The sequence below is a fragment of the Streptomyces sp. NPDC047043 genome, assembly GCF_040644055.1.
GTDB lineage: Bacteria > Actinomycetota > Actinomycetes > Streptomycetales > Streptomycetaceae > Streptomyces.
Genome location: NZ_JBEYVO010000004.1, coordinates 64,513 through 83,596, shown reverse-complemented (window position 1 = coordinate 83,596; position 19,084 = coordinate 64,513). Strand labels below are relative to the sequence as shown.

At 70.5% G+C, this 19,084-nt stretch carries 16 protein-coding genes; 13 read left to right on the top strand and 3 right to left on the bottom strand.

All coding sequences use genetic code 11. The annotated features are described in order from the left end of the window. Nucleotides 1-22 precede the first annotated feature (22 nt). The 8 genes from ABZ880_RS07500 (at nucleotide 23) to ABZ880_RS07465 (ending at nucleotide 8,506) form a co-directional block, all read left to right on the top strand. Nucleotides 23-1,369, top strand: a complete 1,347-nt coding sequence (locus ABZ880_RS07500) for an NAD(P)/FAD-dependent oxidoreductase (RefSeq protein ID WP_361258402.1) — start codon at nucleotides 23-25, stop codon at nucleotides 1,367-1,369. Beyond that, the gene (locus tag ABZ880_RS07495; RefSeq protein WP_361258399.1) at nucleotides 1,366-2,244 is read left to right on the top strand and encodes an SDR family oxidoreductase; all 879 of its coding nucleotides are present in this window, start codon (nucleotides 1,366-1,368) and stop codon (nucleotides 2,242-2,244) included. The genes ABZ880_RS07500 and ABZ880_RS07495 overlap by 4 nt, the downstream gene beginning before the upstream one ends. After that, nucleotides 2,241-3,662 carry an aldehyde dehydrogenase family protein gene (locus tag ABZ880_RS07490; RefSeq protein ID WP_361258396.1) on the top strand — a complete coding sequence of 474 codons (1,422 nt, stop codon included), beginning with the start codon at nucleotides 2,241-2,243 and terminating at the stop codon, nucleotides 3,660-3,662. Before ABZ880_RS07495 ends, ABZ880_RS07490 begins: the two co-directional genes overlap by 4 nt. Before the next feature lie 144 nt (nucleotides 3,663-3,806). Then, nucleotides 3,807-4,226 carry an aspartate 1-decarboxylase gene (gene panD, locus ABZ880_RS07485; protein WP_361258393.1) on the top strand — a complete coding sequence of 140 codons (420 nt, stop codon included), beginning with the start codon at nucleotides 3,807-3,809 and terminating at the stop codon, nucleotides 4,224-4,226. Between the two features lie 47 nt (nucleotides 4,227-4,273). Next, nucleotides 4,274-4,627 (top strand): GNAT family N-acetyltransferase, encoded by a 354-nt coding sequence (locus ABZ880_RS07480; RefSeq protein WP_361258390.1) that lies wholly within the window; start codon nucleotides 4,274-4,276, stop codon nucleotides 4,625-4,627. A 69-nt stretch (nucleotides 4,628-4,696) separates the two neighbouring features. Further along, on the top strand, nucleotides 4,697-5,335 hold the full coding sequence (locus ABZ880_RS07475; RefSeq protein ID WP_361258387.1) for an aspartate/glutamate racemase family protein: 639 nt from the start codon (nucleotides 4,697-4,699) through the stop codon (nucleotides 5,333-5,335). 520 nt (nucleotides 5,336-5,855) lie between these two features. After that, entirely contained in the window at nucleotides 5,856-6,686 is an 831-nt protein-coding gene (locus ABZ880_RS07470) for a hypothetical protein (RefSeq protein ID WP_361258384.1), read from the top strand. A gap of 11 nt (nucleotides 6,687-6,697) precedes the next feature. Beyond that, complete coding sequence (locus tag ABZ880_RS07465) at nucleotides 6,698-8,506, top strand: hypothetical protein (RefSeq protein WP_361258381.1); 1,809 nt, start codon at nucleotides 6,698-6,700, stop codon at nucleotides 8,504-8,506. Here ABZ880_RS07465 and gndA read toward each other — a convergent pair. After that, complete coding sequence (gene gndA / locus ABZ880_RS07460; RefSeq protein WP_361258379.1) at nucleotides 8,503-9,942, bottom strand: NADP-dependent phosphogluconate dehydrogenase; 1,440 nt, start codon at nucleotides 9,940-9,942, stop codon at nucleotides 8,503-8,505. The genes ABZ880_RS07465 and gndA overlap by 4 nt on opposite strands. 278 nt (nucleotides 9,943-10,220) lie before the next feature. Between gndA and ABZ880_RS07455 the strand changes: the two genes are divergently transcribed. Further along, entirely contained in the window at nucleotides 10,221-11,345 is a 1,125-nt protein-coding gene (locus ABZ880_RS07455) for a transglycosylase family protein (RefSeq protein ID WP_361258376.1), read from the top strand. Here ABZ880_RS07455 and ABZ880_RS07450 read toward each other — a convergent pair. Continuing rightward, a complete protein-coding gene (locus ABZ880_RS07450; protein ID WP_361258374.1) occupies nucleotides 11,335-12,474 on the bottom strand; it encodes a DMT family transporter in 1,140 nt (379 codons plus the stop codon). The two genes, ABZ880_RS07455 and ABZ880_RS07450, sit on opposite strands and share 11 nt — an antisense overlap. Nucleotides 12,475-12,684: 210 nt before the next feature. On the opposite strand from ABZ880_RS07450, the gene ABZ880_RS07445 reads away from it, so the two are divergent. The 3 genes from ABZ880_RS07445 to glgC all read left to right on the top strand — a co-directional run bounded on the left by ABZ880_RS07445 (nucleotide 12,685) and on the right by glgC (nucleotide 15,905). After that, a complete protein-coding gene (locus ABZ880_RS07445) occupies nucleotides 12,685-13,404 on the top strand; it encodes an IucA/IucC family C-terminal-domain containing protein (protein ID WP_361258371.1) in 720 nt (239 codons plus the stop codon). Nucleotides 13,405-13,441: 37 nt separating this feature from the next. Then, complete coding sequence (glgA, locus tag ABZ880_RS07440; protein WP_361258368.1) at nucleotides 13,442-14,593, top strand: glycogen synthase; 1,152 nt, start codon at nucleotides 13,442-13,444, stop codon at nucleotides 14,591-14,593. A 91-nt stretch (nucleotides 14,594-14,684) separates the two neighbouring features. Then, nucleotides 14,685-15,905 (top strand): glucose-1-phosphate adenylyltransferase, encoded by a 1,221-nt coding sequence (gene glgC / locus ABZ880_RS07435; RefSeq protein ID WP_361258365.1) that lies wholly within the window; start codon nucleotides 14,685-14,687, stop codon nucleotides 15,903-15,905. Nucleotides 15,906-15,917: 12 nt separating this feature from the next. On the opposite strand, the gene ABZ880_RS07430 is transcribed toward glgC, so the two are convergent. Then, nucleotides 15,918-16,301, bottom strand: a complete 384-nt coding sequence (locus ABZ880_RS07430; protein WP_361258362.1) for a hypothetical protein — start codon at nucleotides 16,299-16,301, stop codon at nucleotides 15,918-15,920. Nucleotides 16,302-16,461: 160 nt separating this feature from the next. Between ABZ880_RS07430 and ABZ880_RS07425 the strand changes: the two genes are divergently transcribed. After that, nucleotides 16,462-19,071: a PA14 domain-containing protein gene (locus tag ABZ880_RS07425; protein ID WP_361258359.1), complete on the top strand. Its 2,610-nt coding sequence runs from the start codon at nucleotides 16,462-16,464 to the stop codon at nucleotides 19,069-19,071. Nucleotides 19,072-19,084: the final 13 nt, after the last annotated feature.

The window sequence follows — 19,084 nt, the reverse complement described above, 5'->3', positions numbered from 1 at the left end:
TTTGGAAAAAAGGATCCGATTCATGGGAAACATTCAGTACGACACATGCGTGATCGGGGCGGGACCTGCCGGCCTGGCGGTCGCAAGAGCCCTGACGGAGCGGAATCTGCCGTACACGCATCTCGAGCGGCACACCGGGCCGGGCGGTATCTGGGACATCGACAACCCCGGCAGCCCGATGTACGAGTCGGCCCATTTCATTTCCAGCAGGACGCTCTCGGGATTCGGAGGTTTTCCGATGCCCGACGAATTCGCCGATTATCCTCCGCATCGGCAGATCCTCTCGTATCTGACGTCGTTCGCCGACGCCTACGAACTGACGGAGCGCATCCAGTTCGGCGTCGAGGTCGAAAACGTCGACAAGAACGCGGACGGCACCTGGACGGTCACCCGGACCGACGGGCAGCAGACCGTGCACAGCCACGTCGTGGTGTGCACCGGCTCCCAGTGGCACCCCAACGTTCCGGAACTGCCCGGCAGTTTCACCGGCGAGGTCCGCCACACGGTCGGCTACCGCAGCGCGGAGGAACTGCGCGGCAGGCGGGTCCTGGTCGTGGGTGCGGGGAACTCCGGCTGCGACATCGCCTGCGATGCGGCCCGAAGCGCGGACCACGCGGTGATCAGCATGCGCCGCGGCTACTGGTTCATCCCCAAGCACCTCTTCGGCCGGCCGGTGGACACGATCGCGAGCGGCGGGCCGCATCTGCCGATGTGGCTGGCGCAGCGGGTCTTCGGCACCCTCCTGCGATTCCTCAACGGCGACCCGACGCGCCTGGGCCTGCAGAAGCCGGACCACAAGCTGTTCGAGACCCACCCCGCGATCAACTCGATGCTGATCCACCACCTTCAGCACGGCGACATCGCCGCCAAGCCGGGGATCGCCCGCACCGAGGGCAGAACGGTCCACTTCACGGACGGCACCCGCGACGACTTCGACCTGATCCTGCTGGCCACCGGCTATGTCCACCAGGTTCCGGTCGCGCAGAAGTACTTCGGCGACGAGCAGCACCCCGACCTGTACCTGTCGTCGTTCTCCCGCGAGCACCAGGGCCTTTTCGGAGTCGGCTTCGTCGAGACCAACTCCGGCGCGTACCGGCTCTTCGACACCCAGGCCCAACTGGTCGCCGGGCACATCCACGACGTGGCGCAGGGGCTGCCGAACGCGGAGCGGTTCGCGAGCATGATCCGTACCGACCGCCCGGACCTGTCCGGCGGGATCAAGTTCGTCGACTCGCCCCGGCACACCGGCTACGTCGACAGCGCGGCCCTCGTGAAGCACCTCGGCAGGATCGCGGCCGACATGGGCTGGCGCACCGAGGGCCGGCCACCGCGCGTGCGGTCCCCGCGGGGCGTGGAGGCGATGTCATGAGCGGCTTCGACTTCCGTGACAAGGTCATGCTGGTGACCGGCGGTGCCGGCGGGATCGGCAGCGCGATGTGCCGCCGCTTCGCCGCCGGGGGCGCCCGCTGCGTGGTCGTCGACATCGACGAGGCCCGCGCCAAGCGGGTCGCCGTCGAACTCCCCGGCGCCGGCCACACCGCCCTGGGCTGCGACCTGGTGGACCGGGCTCAGGTGGAGCAGCTTTTCGATCAGGTCGCCGATGCGTACGGCCGCCTCGACGTGCTCGTCAACAACGTGGGAATGACCAGCGCCGAACGCTTCGACGTGCGCAGCGTCGAGAGCATCGAGCAGGAGATCACCCTCAACCTGACCTCGCCGCTGGTGGCCACGAGGATCGCGATCCCGCTGCTGCAGGCCTCCCGGGACGCCCGTGTGGTCACCACCGTCTCCCTCGGCGGGATCTTCCCGCTGGGCGAGACCCCGATCTACACGGCCTCGAAGTTCGGGCTGCGCGGGGCGATGCTCGCCCTCGGGCTCGATCTGAGGAGCAAGGGCATCCTGGCCGGGTCGGTGCTGCCGTCGGCGACCGACACCCGGATGCTGCGCCAGGAGGCCGTGGACGGCGGCAACTCCATGCAGTTCCAGGACCCGCCGCAGCAGCCCGCCGACGTCGTGGCGGCGGTGGTCAGCCTGCTCGACAGGCCCCGCCTGGAGGCCTACCCCCGGCCCGGCGAGTCCCGCCTGGTCCGTTTCGCGTTGCTGGCGCCGAACCTGCTGCCGAAGATCTTCCCGCTGTTCCGGCGCAGAGGGGAGCGCGGCATGGCCCGCTACCTGGAGGAGCTGCGCCGCCGGGGACTGGCCCGGCAGACCGACGGCCGCTGGGAACTGGTGGAGGAGAAATGACCGCAGTCGAGAGCCCCGGCACGCTGAGCGTCGTCAACCCGGCCACCGGGGAGCCGATCACCACCGTGCCGGCCACGAGCGCCGAAGACGTCGCCAAGGCCGCAGCGCGGGCGGAACAGGTCTTCGCCTCCGGCGTCTGGTCGCGACTGCCGGTCCGGGAGCGCAGCGCGGTGCTGCTGCGCCTCGCCGACCTGATGGAACGCGACACCGGGATCCTGGCCCGGATGGACAGCGAGGACGCGGGAAAGCCGATCACCGAGTGCCTCACCGGTGACGTACCCGGCGCTGTCGAGTCGATCCGCTGGTTCGCCGAAGCGGCCGACAAGGTGTTCGGCCGGATCGCCCCCGGCGGACCGGACGGCCTGGGCCTGATGAGCCGGGAACCGGTCGGCGTGGTCGCGGCGATCCTGCCCTGGAACTACCCGCTGGCGATGACCGCGTGGAAGGTCGGTCCCGCTCTCGCCGCCGGCAACTGCCTGCTGGTCAAGCCCGCCGAGGCGACCCCGCGCTCGGCCCTGCACCTGGCCGAACTCGCCGCCGAGGCCGGCCTCCCCGAAGGGGTCCTCACGGTCCTGACCGGCCACGGCTCCGTCACCGGCGCCGCCCTGGCCCGCAGCCCCGTCGTGGGCGCCCTCTCGTTCACCGGCTCCACCGGAACCGGGCGCCGCATCCTCAAGGACGCCGCCGACACCAACTTCAAGCGCGTCTCGCTGGAGATGGGCGGCAAGAGCCCCCAGGTGCTGATGGCCGACGCGCTCTTCTACGGCGACGAGCTCATCGACCACATGATCGAGGCCGCATTCCTGACGATGGGGCAGAACTGCACGGCCGGTTCCCGCGTCCTGGTCCACCACAGCATCGCCGACGAGGTGCTGGAGCGGTTCACGGCCGCCGCGAAACGCCTGGTCATCGGCGACCCCGCGGACCCCCGCACGCAGCTGGGGCCACTGATCGACCGGGCCGCATTCGACCGGGTCGCGACGGCGGTGGAAGCAGCCCGGGCCGGTGGAGCCCGCATTCACACCGGAGGGCTGCCGCACGGCCTGCCGCAGCGTGGCGCCTACTACCCGCCCACCGTGATCACCCACGCGCCCGAAGGCAGCGACGTACTCACCAGAGAACTGTTCGGTCCCGTCGTCACCGTCCAGACCTTCACCACCGAAGACGAGGCGACGTATCTGGCGAACGCCACCGAATACGGCCTTGCCGCCTCGGTGTGGACCCGCGACCTCGACACCGCCCTCCGACTCGCACGCGGCATCGAGGCCGGCGTGGTCTCCGTCAACGCCTACAGCGAGGGCGACATCACCACCCCCTTCGGCGGCTGGAAACAGTCCGGGTTCGGCGGCGTGGAGAAGTCGACCGACGCCTTCGACCAGTGGACCCGGGAGAAGACCGTCTGGATCCGCACCCGCTGATCCCCTCGGCGAATCGGCGACAAGTCAATGTGAGTCCCGAGACACCTGCAGACCGCTGACCGGACCCGTGAATCGCTGTAGTCTCCGAACACCGCCCTTGACCTGCAAAAAGCAGGCAGGGAGCAGACAATTCGGGAGTTCTCCGTGCTTCGAACCATGTTCAAATCGAAGATCCACCGCGCCACCGTCACCCAGGCCGACCTGCACTACGTGGGATCGGTGACCATCGACGCCGAACTGCTCGACGCCGCCGACCTGTTGCCCGGCGAGCTGGTGCACATCGTCGACATCACCAACGGCGCCCGTCTGGAGACGTACGTCATCGAGGGCGAGCGCGGCTCCGGCGTGATCGGGATCAACGGGGCCGCCGCCCATCTCGTCAAGCCCGGCGACCTGGTGATCATCATCAGCTACGCTCAGGTGACCGACGCCGAGGCACGGGCACTCGAACCCCACGTCGTGCACGTGGACCGCGACAACCGCATCGTGGCCCTGGGCGCCGACCCGTCCGAGCCGGTACCGGGTTCGGACCAGGAGCGCAGCCCGCAGGCCGTACCGGCCTGATCACCGACCTCTCCGACCTCCCCGACTTTCGGACCAGGAGCGTGCCCATGAGCGAGATCGAGATCCGCGACGACCGGGCGGCGGGCCGCCTGGAGGCGATCGGCGACGGTACGGACGGCGAAGTCGTCGGCCACATCGAGTACTTCATCCTCGAATCGCCCGGGCACGCCCTGGTCCCGGTCCACACCATCGTGGAACCGGCCCACGAGGGAAAGGGCATCGCGGGCTCGCTGGCACGCGAGTTGTACGTCATCGCCGAGCGCGAGGGCGTCGTCGTCGCCCCGCTGTGCCCGTACGTCACCAAGTGGGCCGAACGCCACCCCGACGAGGCCCCGGCCGCCGACCCGGAACTGCTGCGGGCGGCGAAGGCGTGGCTGGCGGCGCACCCGGGCCGTTTCTGAGCCGACGCGGAGGGTTCCGAGCAGGCACAGACGAGACGCACCGCACCTTCGAGAAAGGCATGTCCCCGCATGCTCGCCCTCCTGCACACCTCGCCCGCGCACGTCCCGGTCTTCGAGGCACTGCGCGACGAGGACCATCCAGGCCTGGAACTGCGGCACTTCGTCGACGAGGAACTGCTGGCCCGGGCCCGCCGCGAGAGCCCCGAGGCGGTGGCGGACGACGTGCGGGCCGCGCTGGACAAGGCCGTGGGCGAGGGGGCCCGGGCCGTGCTGTGCACCTGCTCGACGATCGGCGCCGTCGCGGAGGCGGCGGCCGCCGGGGCCGGGGTGCCGGTGCTGCGCAGCGACCGTCCGATGGCGGCCGCGGCGGTGGCCGCCGGTGCGCGGATCGTCGTGCTCGCCAGTGTGGAGAGCACGTTCGGGCCGACGGTGTCTCTGATCGAGGAGGAGGCCCGCCGCGCCGGGCGCCCCGTGGAGGTGCGGACCCGTCTCGTCGACGGGGCCTGGGACGCCTTCGCGGCGGGCGACACCGGGGGCTGCGCCCGTCTCGTCGCGGCCGCGGCCGACGCGGTCACCGACGCCGACGCGATCGTCCTCGCCCAGGGCTCCATGGCCCCGGCCCAGCACCTGACGACCACGTCGGTCCCGGTGCTGTCCAGCCCCCGCCCGGGCCTCGCGGCGGGCGCGGAGGCGGTGCGCGCCGGGTAGGTCCACCCGGGCGGCCGCCGTCATACGGGCGGGTGAGTGCAAAGGCGGCCGTCGGGTACGCGGGGGAGTAGTCCAGAGCCGACGTCGACCGACTGGCCGGAGGACACCATGACCGACCCGCACCCCTCCCCCGTACCGCCCGGACCCACCCCCGGCCCGGGCCCCCAGCCGCCGGACCCCTACCCGGTCCCCACCCCCCAGCCGGGCCCGGAACCCACCCCACCGGCACCTCCGGGTCCGGAACCCACCCCACCCGCACCTCCCGGTCCGGAACCCACCCCACCCTCGCCACCGGACCCGACCCCGGGCCCCCGGCCGACACCGGAGCCGTCGCCGAGCCCGATTCCACCGGGTCCGGAGCCAGTGCCGAACCCGGAACCCGGGCCGCCCCTGAGCTGAGCGGATCTCACGGAGGGTGAGATTTTCTCGTACTCCAACTCCATTGCGTGACGAGTTGGTGCCCTGTCAACCTGATGCGAGGAAGGCCCACGGGGGGCGAACGGGGGACGGGGGTCCCGCGATGATCGATGTCGCGAAGCTCGAGAATGCGCAGGTGCAGAAGCCCGGACAGGCACAGTCGGCCGTGGAGGTCGTGGAGATCCTGGTGCCGGGCCTGGGGGCGATCGACAGGGACGCGTTATTGCGGCCCACCGGTGTCGACCGGGTCAGCGGTGACAACAAGGCCGGCCTGTACCGCGGCACGGATCCGGACAACGGTCTTGTCACCGACGACCAAGGGCGTCCGGTCGTGCAGCTCAAGCGCGAGGTGTACGACTGGACGCGCTTGACCATCGGCGGCGCGTGGCGTGCGCTGTGGCTGTTCCTGCTGCCCTTCCTGCTGATCAACCTGGTGGCGTGGATGCAGCCGCGCTGGCCGTGCGGCACGGACAAGCTGCACACCAAAGTGTCCGGTGCCGTCTACGAGTTCGGCGCTCGCCTGCTGGCCCTGTCGCTCACCGTGCTGGTCGTGGGCACCTTCGGCCAGGTGGCCATGGACCAGTTCGCGTGGCAGTGCGCTCCGCAGGGAGGGCCGTGCGCCGATGGCAAGCAGGCCGTGCACATGCTGCAGCAACTGCCCGGTCCGCAGTTCGGGTTGGTGCTGGCGGCGCTGCTGCCCGCCGTCGTGGTGTTCGTCCTGTTGTTCTTCGCGCGGGATTCCCGGCAGGAGTATCTGCCGGTGAAGCCGACCGTCACGGCCCAAGAGGCGGAAAAGGCGCGGCGGAAGCGCGCGACGAAGGGCGAGGACGGGCACCCCTTGGATTGCCGGGCTTCTGGGAGCACAACCGGCGATCTCCCGGGATCGCCTCCCAGCACGTGTGGGCGGGGTTGCTCACCACCGCTGCCCTGCTGACGTGGACACCCATGCACGAAGACCCTCAGGGCAGCGCCCGGAAGGCGTTCGGCGTCGTGTTCTTCGCTGTCATCCTCGTCATGGCGCTGGTGGTGGTCCTGTCCGTGCCGTGGCTGCACAACCACTTCGGTCTCACCCTGCCCGAGGGGTCACCCCGCAGGCGGCTGCTCGGTCTGCGGTACCTCCGTGACAAGAAGATCGAGGTCGAACGCTCGTCGCCGTCCGGCGGCAAGGAGCAGGTCGACCTGCTTCCCCTGTGGCCGACGCGGTACCCCGTCCTCGCCGGGATCTGCTGCGCGATGGTCAACGCGGTCGCGGTGATCTACTGCCTGTGGCCCGGACGGGACTGGAAGGTGCGCGGCCAACTGCCCGGAATCCTTGTGCAGTCGACCTCTCTCCTCGTGGCACAGGGGTTCGGCATACTGCTGCTCCTGGCCGGCGCCCTGCTCCTGCCCGGCCGGACAGGCACCTCCTCGGGGCGGACGAAACGACGCAGCATTGCGCTCTACGGTCTCGCCGGTGCAGCGGTGGCCGTGATCGCCTGCTTCGTCGGCTGGCTCTACACGGACGCCGTCGCCCAGTGGACGAGTTCCTGGCTCGCCCCGAAGGGGGAGAAGGGGCCCAAGGTCCCGGAGCCCGTTCAGCTGATGGGCATGATGCTGGTGCCGGTCCTGATCACGGCAGCGGCGGCGTGGGGCGTGATCAGCGCCGTGGTTCGCCTCCTGCCGGTGCCGCCGTGCGACCGGGACCGAGACCGGAAGACCGGCCGAACCCGCGCGGCACGATCTCGGCCCGGCGTCTCCGAGGACGAGATTTCCGAGCCCGCGCTGTCCAAGGACGAGCAGCGTCATCTGCAGAAGGTCGAGGCGGCCCGCCGTCGACACCACTACCTGCTGAAGGCGCTGGACTGGCTGCTGGCGTTCACGGCACTGCTGATCGTGTTCTTCGTGGCGGCCTACTACTGCCACCTGGGGATCCGGCCGTCCCAGGAAGGCGCGAGGAACCTCGTGTACGACGCGCTGGGGACGGCGAGCGTGCCGATGCTCGCCGCACTCGCCGGCCTGATGCTGCTCGCCTTCCGCACCCTCGCCCTGCGGCCGGAGATGCGCCAGAACGCCGGACTGGCCTGGGCCTTCGGTGCGTTCTGGCCGCGGGCCGTCCATCCCTTCGCGCCGCCGCCGTGGACGGTGCGGGCCGTGCCCGAGTTTGTCTGGCGGCTGAAGGCCCTGCTGGAGGAGAAGGGCAAGGACCGGCGCGTCCTGATCCGGGCCAACTCGATGGGATCCGTTCTGGTGCTGGCGGCGGTGTGGCAGCTCAAGGGCCCGGCGCGCAGGCGCATCGCCCTGCTGACGACCGGCTCTCCGGTGCGGACGTACTTCACCCGGCACTATCCGGGCTTCGTCTGTGCCGACTCGATCGCCTGTCTGGCTCCCTGCGGTGAGGGCACGCTCGCCGGCTGGACCAATGTCTGGCGGGACACCGACCCGCTGGGCGGACCCGTGCGGCTGGACTGCGTGGACGAGCGGTGGCCGGACGACGGCGAGGACGGCGCGGGTGCCGAGGACGGGAAGTGCGAGCGCACCAAGACCAAGCCCGTGTTCCCGCCCATCGAAGGCCATCGCGGCTACACCACCGACGCGCGCCTGCTCACTCTGCGCAGGGAACTCGTCCAGCGCCTGCTGGGGGAGGGCAGGCCGTCCCGGCGGACCCCGGACCCGTCGTCCGGCGGATGCTCCGGTCGGTGCCGCGCCGACGGGGTGCCGGAGCGGGCCGCCGGAGATCCGGCGACCCGTCCTCCGGCGGGCAAAGCCGCGTCCTAGGCCGACACCTCCGACCGGTCCCCGCCCCACAGCGTGTGGAACGACCCGTCCCGGTCCGTCCGCCGGTAGGTGTGCGCGCCGAAGAAGTCCCGCTGTCCCTGCGTCAGTGCCGCCGGCAGCCGCTCCGCGCGGAGGGCGTCGTAGTAGGCGAGGGCCGCGGCGAAGCCGGGGGTCGGGACGCCCTGGCGGGTGGCGGCGACGATGACCTCGCGCCAGTCGTCCTGGGCCTCGGCGATCTCGCGGGCGAACGTGTCGTCCGAGAGGAGGCTGGGCAGGTCGGCCCGGGTGTCGTAGGCGGACCGGATGCGGTCCAGGAAGGCGGCGCGGATGATGCAGCCGCCGCGCCAGATCGCGGAGACCGCGCCCAGGTCGATGTCCCAGTCGTACTCCTCACGGGCCGCCGCGATCTCGTGGAAGCCCTGGGTGTAGGAGACGATCTTCGAGGCGTACAGGGCCTGCTCGACGCGGTCGGCGAAGGCCCCTGCTTCGGACTCGGACAGCGGGGTCGCCTTCGGGCCCGCCAGGTCGCGCGAGGCCTCGCGCAGCGCCGCGTGGCCGGAGAGCGATCGGGCGAAGACCGCCTCCGCGATGCCCGACACCGGGACGCCCAGGTCGAGGGCGATCTGGACGGTCCAGCGGCCGGTGCCCTTCTGTTCGGCCTGGTCCACGACCACGTCCACGAACGGCTTGCCCGTCGCCGCGTCCACGTGCGACAGCACCTCGGCGGTGATCTCGATCAGGTACGAGTCGAGGCGGCCGGTGTTCCAGGTGCGGAAGATCTCCGCGATCTGGGCGGGGGAGTAGCCGGCCACGTCGCGCAGCAGCTGGTACGCCTCGCCGATCAGCTGCATGTCGGCGTACTCGATGCCGTTGTGGACCATCTTCACGAAGTGCCCGGCGCCGTCCGGACCGACGTGCGTCACGCAGGGCGCGCCGTCCTTCGCCTTCGCCGAGATCTTCTCCAGCATCGGACCGAGCGAGTCGTACGACTCCTTCGGGCCGCCCGGCATGATGCTGGGCCCGTTCAGCGCGCCCTCCTCGCCGCCGGAGACGCCCATGCCGACGAAGTGGATGCCCTGCTCCCGCAGCGCCTTCTCGCGGCGGCGGGTGTCGGCGAAGTGCGCGTTGCCGCCGTCGATGATCATGTCGCCGGGCTCCAGGAGCGGCGCGAACTCGTCGATCACCGCGTCCGTCGGACCGCCCGCCTTGACCATGATGACCAGGCGCCGCGGCCGCTCCAGTGCCGCCACGAACTCCTTGGCCGTCTCCGCCGCGACGAAGTCGCCCTCGTGCCCGAACTCCTCCACCAGGGCGTGCGTGCGCGCCGCCGTCCGGTTGTGCAAGGCGACCGTGTAGCCGTTGCGCGCGAAGTTCCGGGCGAGATTGCGGCCCATGACCGCGAGTCCCGTGACGCCGATCTGGGCTGAGTTGCTCATTCGGTTGGCTCCTAAAGGATCCGGTATCGGTGGTGCCGGTCGTGCACGTCAGTATCGCCCCACCGACCATCCTGACTTGCCGGTACGCCGCGCGCATGTCCGGGGTGCCCGACGTTCCGTACGCAGATACGCACGTCGGACCCCACCTGCCTCATCCGTTCCACAACTGCCGTGTATTCCTGGTTGCTTGAGGGACAGGGCGGCCGATTGCCGTCTTGTCATGGCCTGTTCGCGGCGCTTAGTTTTGGCCCTCCTGACGCATGTCGAGGGGGATCTTCATGGCCGTACGCGGCCGGCACCGCCGGTATCAGCCGAACAGGATCAACCGCGCCTCACTCATCACCGCGGGCGGCGCCGGCATGGCGATCCCGCTGATCGGCACCGGCTCCGCCCACGCGGCCGACGTGGCCACCTGGAACAAGGTCGCCGCCTGCGAGTCCACCAACAACTGGAGCATCAACACCGGCAACGGCTTCTACGGCGGACTGCAGTTCACCCAGTCCACCTGGGAGGCCTACGGCGGCAAGCAGTACGCCGGGCGCGCCGATCTGGCCACCAAGGACCAGCAGATAGCCGTGGCCGAGAAGGTCCTGGAGGGGCAGGGACCGCGCGCCTGGCCGGTCTGCTCGGTCAAGGCCGGGCTGACGCGGGGCGGCGGCACCCCCGACATCCACACCGACGGCACCACCACCAAGAAGACCTCGGTGAAGGACGTACAGCCGCAGACCACGCCCCAGTCGAGGGCGGGCACGGCGGAGATGTACACCGTGGTGCGCGGCGACAGCCTCTCGCAGATCGCCGACACCGAGCACGTACAGGGCGGATGGCAGCGGCTGTACGCCGCGAACCGGAAGACCATCGGGTCGGATCCGGACCTGATCCTGCCGGGACAGCGGCTGAACCTGCGGGGGAAAGCCCCCACGACGACCCACACCGGCGCCAAGTCCTCGACGGAGAAGGCCTCTTCGGCCACCGAAGAGAAGGCCACCACCAGCAGCCACTCCCTCGTCGCCCCGGTGAGCGGCCCCATCGGCACCCCGTACCACGTGGCCGGCTCCTCCTGGTCGAAGGGCTACCACACCGGCGTCGACTTCCCCGTGCCCACCGGGACTTCGGTGAAGTCGGTCGCGGCGGGCCGCGTGGTCAGCGCCGGCTGGGCCGGGTCCTACGGCTACCAGGTGCTGATCCGGCACTCCGACGGCCGCTACACCCAGTACGCCCATCTGTCGGCGATCTCCGTGAAGGCCGGCCAGGGCGTGGGCGGCGGCCAGCGCATCGGCCGCTCGGGGTCCACGGGCAACGCTACGGGCCCTCATCTGCACTTCGAGGTGCGGACGGGGCCCGGTTTCGGTACGGATGTCGACCCTGTCGCGTATCTCAGGGCCGGCGGCGTCAGGATTTGACCCGCACCCGGTGCCGGTCCACGACTGGCGCCGGGACGTACGAGCCGCCGTAGAAGGGGCCGTAGAAGCGGTAGCGGGCGGGGTCGGTGAGCAGTGCGTCGTCCTCGTCTTCCCCGTGCTCCCCGTCGTGCTCGGCGTAGGAGACCTCCAGGACCGCGGGGCCGACCTGGGCCGGTACCAGGACCTCCTCGCGGGGCACGGACACCGGCTGCTCGGGCAGCGCGGCGAGCAACTCCTCGACGGGCGTGGGCTCGGCGACGGTCTGCTCGGGCAGTGCCGGGACGGTCTCCTCGGCGGCGGTGCGGGCGATGCGCTCCGTCGTCAGCAGGATCAGGCCGCCGGCCGCGACGACGCCGCAGCTCAGGGCGAGCGCGGTGCCGGTGGTGCCGTAGCGGAAGGTCTCGCCGAACATCGTGATGCCGACGGCGGCCGCCACCACCGGGTTCACGACGGTCAGTGTGGCCAGCGGCGCGGCGAGTCCGGCGCCGCGGTAGGAGGCCTGCGACAGCAGCATGCCGGCCGTGGCGAAGACGCCGATCACCGCGAGGGAGGGCAGGTCGCCCGCGGAGACGCCGCCGGTCCAGTCGACCGCGACGGTCTTGGTGAACACCGAGGACATGCCGAAGGCTATGCCGGACGCGGTCGCGAGCAGCATGCTGCGCACCGCCGGGTGCCGGTGGGCGGCCCGGCCGGCGATCATCAGCGTCACGACCACGCTGCCGGAGACCACGGCCACGGCGATGCGCTGGGCGGTGTCCAGCGACTGCGCGTCGGAGGAGCCGACCAGCGCGAGCAGGCCGGCGAGGCCCACGGTCGCCATGATCGCGCCCCGCCAGGCGGTCGCCCCGGCCTTGCGGCCCACGAACAGTGCCGCCATCGGCAGCGCGAACACGATGGTCAGCGCGCCCAGCGGCTGCACCAGGCTCAGCGGGCCGTAGGCGAGGGCCACCACGTGCAGGAGGCCGCCCAGGCCGTTCAGCGCCACCGCGGCCCACCAGGTCGGCCGGCGCAGCGGCGCGTACTGCTGGTCGGGGGAGGACACCGCCACGCGCTCCTGCACGATGGCCCCGCCCGCGTACGCGACGGCGGAGACCAGTGACAGCAGCACGGACAACGCGAGGGCACTCATGAGCTGCTCCTCTGCGTAAGGCGGGGGCGGTGACCCCGGCGCGACGAACGGTCGTCTTCCATGGCAAACACGATGCCTTGTCGATCTGTTCCCGTCGTCGTCCCTGAGCAGGCAATGGGTCCTACTGCCGATGGAGTACGAATCGGGCGGCGTCCTCCCCAAGGTGGGCGACACGGGGTGGACACCCCTCAATGGGCACCCTTAGGGGACTTGGTACTACTGCTCTTCGTGGACCTCGACCCCGACCTCGCCGCCCTCGGAGCGCTCGGCGGCTTCTTCGTACTGCGCACCGGCTCGCGCGAGGGCGGAGCGCCTCCGACGCTCGCCCTCGTCTACCAGAACGGGTCTTCGGTTGTTTACGGAAATCCTATTACTTTCCGGGTGGAAAAGGTCGCCCATTCTCTGCGCGCACCCGAGCCCCGGATCGCCGCCTCGATCGCCCAGCAGGGACTCGCGGCCCGGCTGTGGTCGGTGATGCTCGGATGCGCCGCGGTCTACGGCCGCGTGCCCGACCTGGATGCCGGGCTGCTGCACTGGGACCCGGACGCCGGTGCCCCCGACGACCTGTGGCTGTCGGAGGTGCGCCCGCTGCCCGCCGACGCCACGACCGTCGCGGACGTCGTCCTGCACGGCCACCTCGAACCCCTGGCAGCGGCCCTCCGCGCGCACTACCGGATCGCCCCCGGCCTGCTGTGGGGCAACGCGGCCTCCGCGCTGGTGGGAGCCGCCCGACAGCTGGGTACCCCGGCCCGCGCCCTCACCGCCGAACTCCTCACCCACCCCCTCCTCGCCGGCGCCGGCACCCTCACCGGCACCGCCTTCCGGCGGCGCAGCTGCTGCCTCTACTACCGGGTGCCCGGCGGGGGCGTGTGCGGTGACTGTTGCTTCACACGACCGCCGCGCTCTTCCCCGCGCGCCGCATCTGGGTGACCATGGGAATCCGGTCGCCAAGACATGGGGGTTGCGGGTGCGTGTGGGACTGCTGACCCGGGAGTACCCCCCGGATGTGTACGGCGGCGCGGGCGTCCATGTGGAGTTCCTCGCCCGGGAGTTGAACTCCCTGGTCGACCTCGAGGTGCACTGCTGGGGCGAGGGCCGCGGAGTGGGCGTCGTGCGCCATCGCTCCTGGGCCGCCCTCGACACCGCCAACGACGCGCTGCGCACCTTCTCCGTGGACCTCGCCATGGCCGCCGGCATCGAGGGCCGCGAGCTGGTCCACTCCCACACCTGGTACGCCAACCTCGCCGGCCACTTCGGCAAGCTGCTGTACGGCATACCGCATGTGATGACCGCCCACTCCCTGGAGCCGCTGCGCCCCTGGAAGGCCGAGCAACTCGGCGGCGGGTACGCCCTGTCCAGCTGGGCCGAGCGCACCGCCATCGAGAGCGCCGACGCCGTGATCGCCGTGTCCGGTGCCATGCGCGAGGACATCCTGAACTGCTACCCGACGCTGGACGCGGCCAAGGTCCACGTTGTGCACAACGGCATCGACACCACGCTCTACCGGCCCGATCACGGCACCGACGTCCTACGGCGCATCGGCCTCGACACCGGCCGCCCCTACATCCTGTTCGTCGGGCGCATCACCCGCCAGAAGGGCGTACCCCACCTGCTGCGCGCCGTGCGGGACATCGACCCGGGCGTGCAGGTCGTGCTGTGCGCCGGGGCGCCCGACACGCCGGAGATCGACCGGGAGTTCCGCGATCTCTACCAGGAGCTCAGCCGGGTCCGCGAGCATGTGCACTGGATCCCGCAGATGCTGCCGCGGCCCGAGGTGATCCAACTCCTCACCCATGCCACCGCATTCGCCTGCCCGTCGGTGTACGAACCCCTCGGAATCGTCAACCTCGAGGCGATGGCCTGCGGCACACCCGTCGTGGCCTCCCGGGTCGGCGGCATCCCCGAGGTCGTGGACGACGGCAAGACGGGCCTGCTGGTCGACGTGGACGACGACTTCGAGGCGGGCCTCGCGAGGGCGCTGGACCAGGTGGTCGGCGACTCGGAGGCCGCCCGGCGGATGGGCGACGCGGGGCGGGAGCGAGCGGTGGGGGAGTTCGGCTGGGATGCCGTCGCCCGCCGTACGGTCAGGCTTTACGAGGAAACCCTCAAGCAGGAGTAGACAGGAAGAGAACGATCGGGAGTTCCTCGAACAGGCTTACACCGCTCTGCTCAAGGGCAGGCATGGATCAACCACGGTGAGGGGAGCGGCCATGCGTCGTGGCGGACCTTCGGTGCTCGGGATCGTACTGGCGGGCGGAGAAGGCAAGCGCCTGATGCCCCTGACAACGGACCGCGCGAAACCAGCGGTCACCTTCGGCGGCACATACCGCCTCGTCGACTTCGTCCTGTCCAACCTCGTCAACGGCGACATCCTGCGCATCTGCGTGCTCACGCAGTACAAGTCGCACTCGCTGGACCGGCACATCACCACCACCTGGCGGATGTCGAGCCTGCTCGGCAACTACGTCACCCCGGTACCCGCCCAGCAGCGGCTCGGGCCGCGCTGGTACCTGGGCAGCGCCGACGCCATCCTGCAGTCGCTGAACCTGGTGCACGACGAGAGCCCCGAGTACGTCGTGGTGTTCGGCGCCGACCACGTCTACCGCATGGACCCGCGGCAGATGCTCAACCAGCACATCGAGAGCGGCGCGGGCGTGACGGTGGCCGGTATCCGGGTGCCGCGCGCGGAGTCGTCGCAGTTCGGCGTGATCACCCCGGGCTCGGACGGCCTGACCGTGGAGCGCTTCCTGGAGAAGCCCGCCGACCCGCCCGGCCTGGCGGACGACCCGGAGACGGTCTTCGCCTCGATGGGCAACTACATCTTCACCACCAAGGCCCTGATCGAGGCACTGCAGCGGGACGCCGAGGCCGAGCACTCCGTGCACGACATGGGCGGCTCGATCCTGCCCCAGCTCACCGACCGCGGCGAGGCCCAGCTGTACGACTTCAGCTCCAACCACGTGCCCGGCGAGACCAACCGCGACCGCGGCTACTGGCGCGACGTCGGCACCCTGGACGCGTACTACGACGCCCACATGGACCTGATCGCAGAGCGCCCCGCCTTCAACCTCTACAACCGGCAGTGGCCCATCTACACCCACGCCAACCAGCTCTCCCCGGCCCGCTTCAACGCGGGCGGCATGGCCAGCGAGTCGATCATCAGCGCCGGCTGCCTGATCCGGGGCCAGGTCACGCGGTCGATCCTGTCGCCGGGCGTCAGGATCGACCCGGGCGCGGTGGTCCAGGGCTCGATCCTGCACGACAACGTCCACATCGGCCGCGGCGCGGTGGTGCGCGGTGCGGTCCTGGACAAGAACGTCGAGGTACCGCCGGGCGCGACGATCGGCGTCAACCCGGAACGGGACGCGGAGCTGTACACGGTGTCCAAGGGCGGGGTGATCGCGCTCGGCAAGGGGCAGATCGTGTCGTAGGCACGGGGAGGCTCAGCCGGGCGGCCGCATCGCCTCGAAGTTCTTCATGATCATCTCGCTGGTCCGGCGCAGCTCGTCCTTGGGGCTGATCTGCAGATACTCGCTGCCTGGCTCGGTGTGGACGGGCACATGGCCGGGCGGGGCGTAGAACGCGTCCCCGCTCCGGTACACCTCGTCGTGATCCGCGTAGTGGAAGGTGAGCTCGCCCTTGAAGACATAGCCCCAGTGCGGGCACTGGCACCGGTCGTCGGGCAGTCCCTTGAGCAACGGCCGGTGGTCGACGTCCTCGCGGAACGTCAGGAAGTCGACCGTGTACTCGTCGAACTCCTCGGAGCGGTCCACGACCAGACCGTAGTCGCCGCCCTGGGTGGCCGTCTCCCTGGAAACCTTCGGCATCTCCGTCGCCTTCTCTCCGCCGAGGTGGGCTCTCCTGCCCATCCTCCGCGCCTGCCGGGCGAACGGCATCCGGTAGGACTTGTCATGTCCCTGGACGCAAAGCGGAATCCGTGTTGTCATGCCAACTGCTGTCCATGACAACGTTGTTATGGGAGGTTCCGTGCAAATCAGACGCCTCAGAGACCGACTCGCGTTACTGCTCGCCGCGGCCCTCGGAGCGGCCGGCCTCGCCGCCGCTCCCACCGCCACCGCCGCCGACGACCCCGTCGAGGTCCACGGCCTGAAGGGCGAGTACTACACCCAGTCCGCCCCCGGCGCCTTCGACTTCCACGAGCTCAAGGCCACCGGCTTCGACCCGAAACTCGACTTCGACAACCTGGAGCCGCGCCTGGCCTTCACCACCGGGCAGTCGGACGACGTCAGCGTCCGCTGGACTGGGAAGATCGTCCCGGAGAAGACAGGCCCGCACACCTTCTCGATCATCGGCGACAACGGCTTCCGCCTGTGGATCGACGGCAACCTCACCATCGACCACTGGGTCGACGACTGGGACCGCGAACAGACCGCCCAGCCCGTCGAGTTGACCGCCGGCCAGGCCTACGACATCAAGGTCGAGTACTTCGAGCACTACGGCGGCTCCAACCTCCACCTCCGCTGGACCCAGCCCGGCGGCACGAAGGAGGCCGTCCCGCAGTCGGCGTTCCGGCTCCCCGACGGCTGGGCCTACGACGGAGCCATTGCCGCCACGGTCGCCGACACCGGCCGTACCCTCAGGCTCGACTTCGCCCAGCGCCTCGGCGCACCCCCGGCCGGCTTCACCGACCACCTCCAAGCGGTGATCGGTGGCGCCAAGTGGCCTTTGGGCAGCGCCCAGTTGGACCCCGCCGACCCGCGCGCCCTCCTCGTCGCCCTCAAGGAGCCCGTCGTCGGCAACAAGACCGGCACCGCCCGCGGCACCGCCGACGTCCGCTACGACGGAGGTGGCGGCCTGACCGACGCCGATGGCAACGTTGTCAAAGCCTTCTGGAGCAGCGGCCCCAACCGCTCCACGTACGAGCTGCGCACGAAATGGGCCGACCAGGTGGGCCCGGACAACGCCCTCCCGGAGTACCCGCGCCCCCAGCTCACCCGCACCGACTGGCGCAACCTCAACGGCAGTTGGCAGTTCGCCGCCGCCCAGGCGGGCGAGCAGCCGCCCGTCGGCAAGACCCTCGCCGAGCGCATCCTCGTCCCGTACCCCGTGGAGTCACAGCTCTCCGGCCTCGAACGGCACGAGGACCGCATGTGGTACCGCCGCACCTTCACCGTCCCCGCCGACTGGGGGATCGGCTCGGGTAAGCGGCTGCAGCTGAACTTCGGCGCCGTCGACTGGCGCGCCGAGGTGTACGTCAACGGCACCAGGGTCGCCCAACACCAGGGCGGCTACGACAAGTTCAGCGCCGACGTCACCGACGCCCTGAAGCCCGGCCGCACCCAGGAACTGATCGTCGGCGTCTACGACCCCACCGACGCGGCCGACGGCGAGAACCCGCCGATCGGCAAGCAGCGCCTGGACCCGAGCGGCATCTGGTACACGCCGACCTCGGGCATCTGGCAGACGGTGTGGATGGAACCGGTGGCGACCGATCATGTCGACGCGCTGAAGCTCACCCCGGACGTCGCCAGGAGCCGACTGACCGTCGAGGCAAAGGGAGTTCGGGACGGCGTAGCCATCACGGCGACGGCGTACGACGGACTCCGCAAGGTCGCCACGGCCCGTGGCCGCACCGGTGGCCCGCTGACCCTGACGATCGACGACCCGCACCTGTGGTCGCCGGACGACCCCTTCCTCTACGGCCTCAAGGTCACCGTCGGCGCCGACCAGGTCGGCAGCTACTTCGGCATGCGCTCCGTCGCCGTCGAGAAGATCAACGGCGTCCCGCGCACCGTGCTCAACGGCAAGCCGATCTTCATGATGGCCACCCTCGACCAGGGCTTCTGGCCCGACGGCCTGTACACGGCGCCCACCGACGAGGCCCTCGCCCACGACCTGAGGGTCCACAAGCAGCTCGGCTTCAACTCCGTGCGCAAGCACATCAAGGTCGAGCCCGACCGCTGGTTCTACTGGGCCGACCGGCTGGGCCTCATGGTGTGGCAGGACATGCCCGCGACGACCGCCGGAGTGAACCCGTCCGCCGCCGCCCGCGCCGAGTACGAGCGCGAGATGAAGCAGATGATCGACGAGCACATCAGCAGCCCGTCGGTCGTCATGTGGGTGACCTTCAACGAGGGGTGGGGCCAGTACGACATGGCCCGCATCGCCGACCAGGCGAAGGCGTGGGACCCGACCCGGCTCGTCAACTCCATGTCCGGGCTCAACCTCGGGGCCGACGGCGGCACCGGCGACATCATGGACGAGCACGGCTATCCCAGCCCCGCCCTGCCACCCCACCCCGACGGTCAACGCGCCCTGGTCACCGGCGAGTACGGCGGCCTCGGCCTCGCGGTGCCGGGCCACGCCTGGTCGGTGCAGCAGTCGTACGTGGACGTCGACCCGGCGACCTACACCGACGACTACCTGACCAAGCTCGCCGAGGTGCGCGCCCTGGCCTGCAAGGGGAGCAACGGCGCGGTCTACACCCAGATCTCGGACGTCGAGGGCGAGCTCAACGGCCTGCTGACGTACGACCGCAGGGTGCTCAAGCCGGACGTCCAGCGTGTGCACGCCGCTCAGCAGGCCCTGATCCGCGACGCTTCCCGGGCGACTCCCGCAGGCTGCCCGACCCCCTGAACCCCGGAGGACT

Excerpts from the sequence above, each read along its gene's own strand:
- ABZ880_RS07500 (WP_361258402.1), top strand. The coding sequence starts at position 23 with ATGGGAAACATTCAGTACGACACATGCGTGATCGGGGCGGGACCTGCC.
- ABZ880_RS07475 (WP_361258387.1), top strand. The coding sequence starts at position 4,697 with ATGCTCGCCCTCCTGCACACCTCGCCCGCGCACGTCCCGGTCTTCGAG.
- glgC (WP_361258365.1), top strand. The coding sequence starts at position 14,685 with ATGCGTCGTGGCGGACCTTCGGTGCTCGGGATCGTACTGGCGGGCGGA.
- gndA (WP_361258379.1), bottom strand. The coding sequence starts at position 9,942 with ATGAGCAACTCAGCCCAGATCGGCGTCACGGGACTCGCGGTCATGGGC.
- ABZ880_RS07430 (WP_361258362.1), bottom strand. The coding sequence starts at position 16,301 with ATGCCGAAGGTTTCCAGGGAGACGGCCACCCAGGGCGGCGACTACGGT.
- ABZ880_RS07470 (WP_361258384.1), top strand. The coding sequence starts at position 5,856 with ATGATCGATGTCGCGAAGCTCGAGAATGCGCAGGTGCAGAAGCCCGGA.
- ABZ880_RS07495 (WP_361258399.1), top strand. The coding sequence starts at position 1,366 with ATGAGCGGCTTCGACTTCCGTGACAAGGTCATGCTGGTGACCGGCGGT.
- ABZ880_RS07450 (WP_361258374.1), bottom strand. The coding sequence starts at position 12,474 with ATGAGTGCCCTCGCGTTGTCCGTGCTGCTGTCACTGGTCTCCGCCGTC.
- ABZ880_RS07455 (WP_361258376.1), top strand. The coding sequence starts at position 10,221 with ATGGCCGTACGCGGCCGGCACCGCCGGTATCAGCCGAACAGGATCAAC.
- ABZ880_RS07480 (WP_361258390.1), top strand. The coding sequence starts at position 4,274 with ATGAGCGAGATCGAGATCCGCGACGACCGGGCGGCGGGCCGCCTGGAG.
- ABZ880_RS07465 (WP_361258381.1), top strand. The coding sequence starts at position 6,698 with ATGCACGAAGACCCTCAGGGCAGCGCCCGGAAGGCGTTCGGCGTCGTG.
- ABZ880_RS07490 (WP_361258396.1), top strand. The coding sequence starts at position 2,241 with ATGACCGCAGTCGAGAGCCCCGGCACGCTGAGCGTCGTCAACCCGGCC.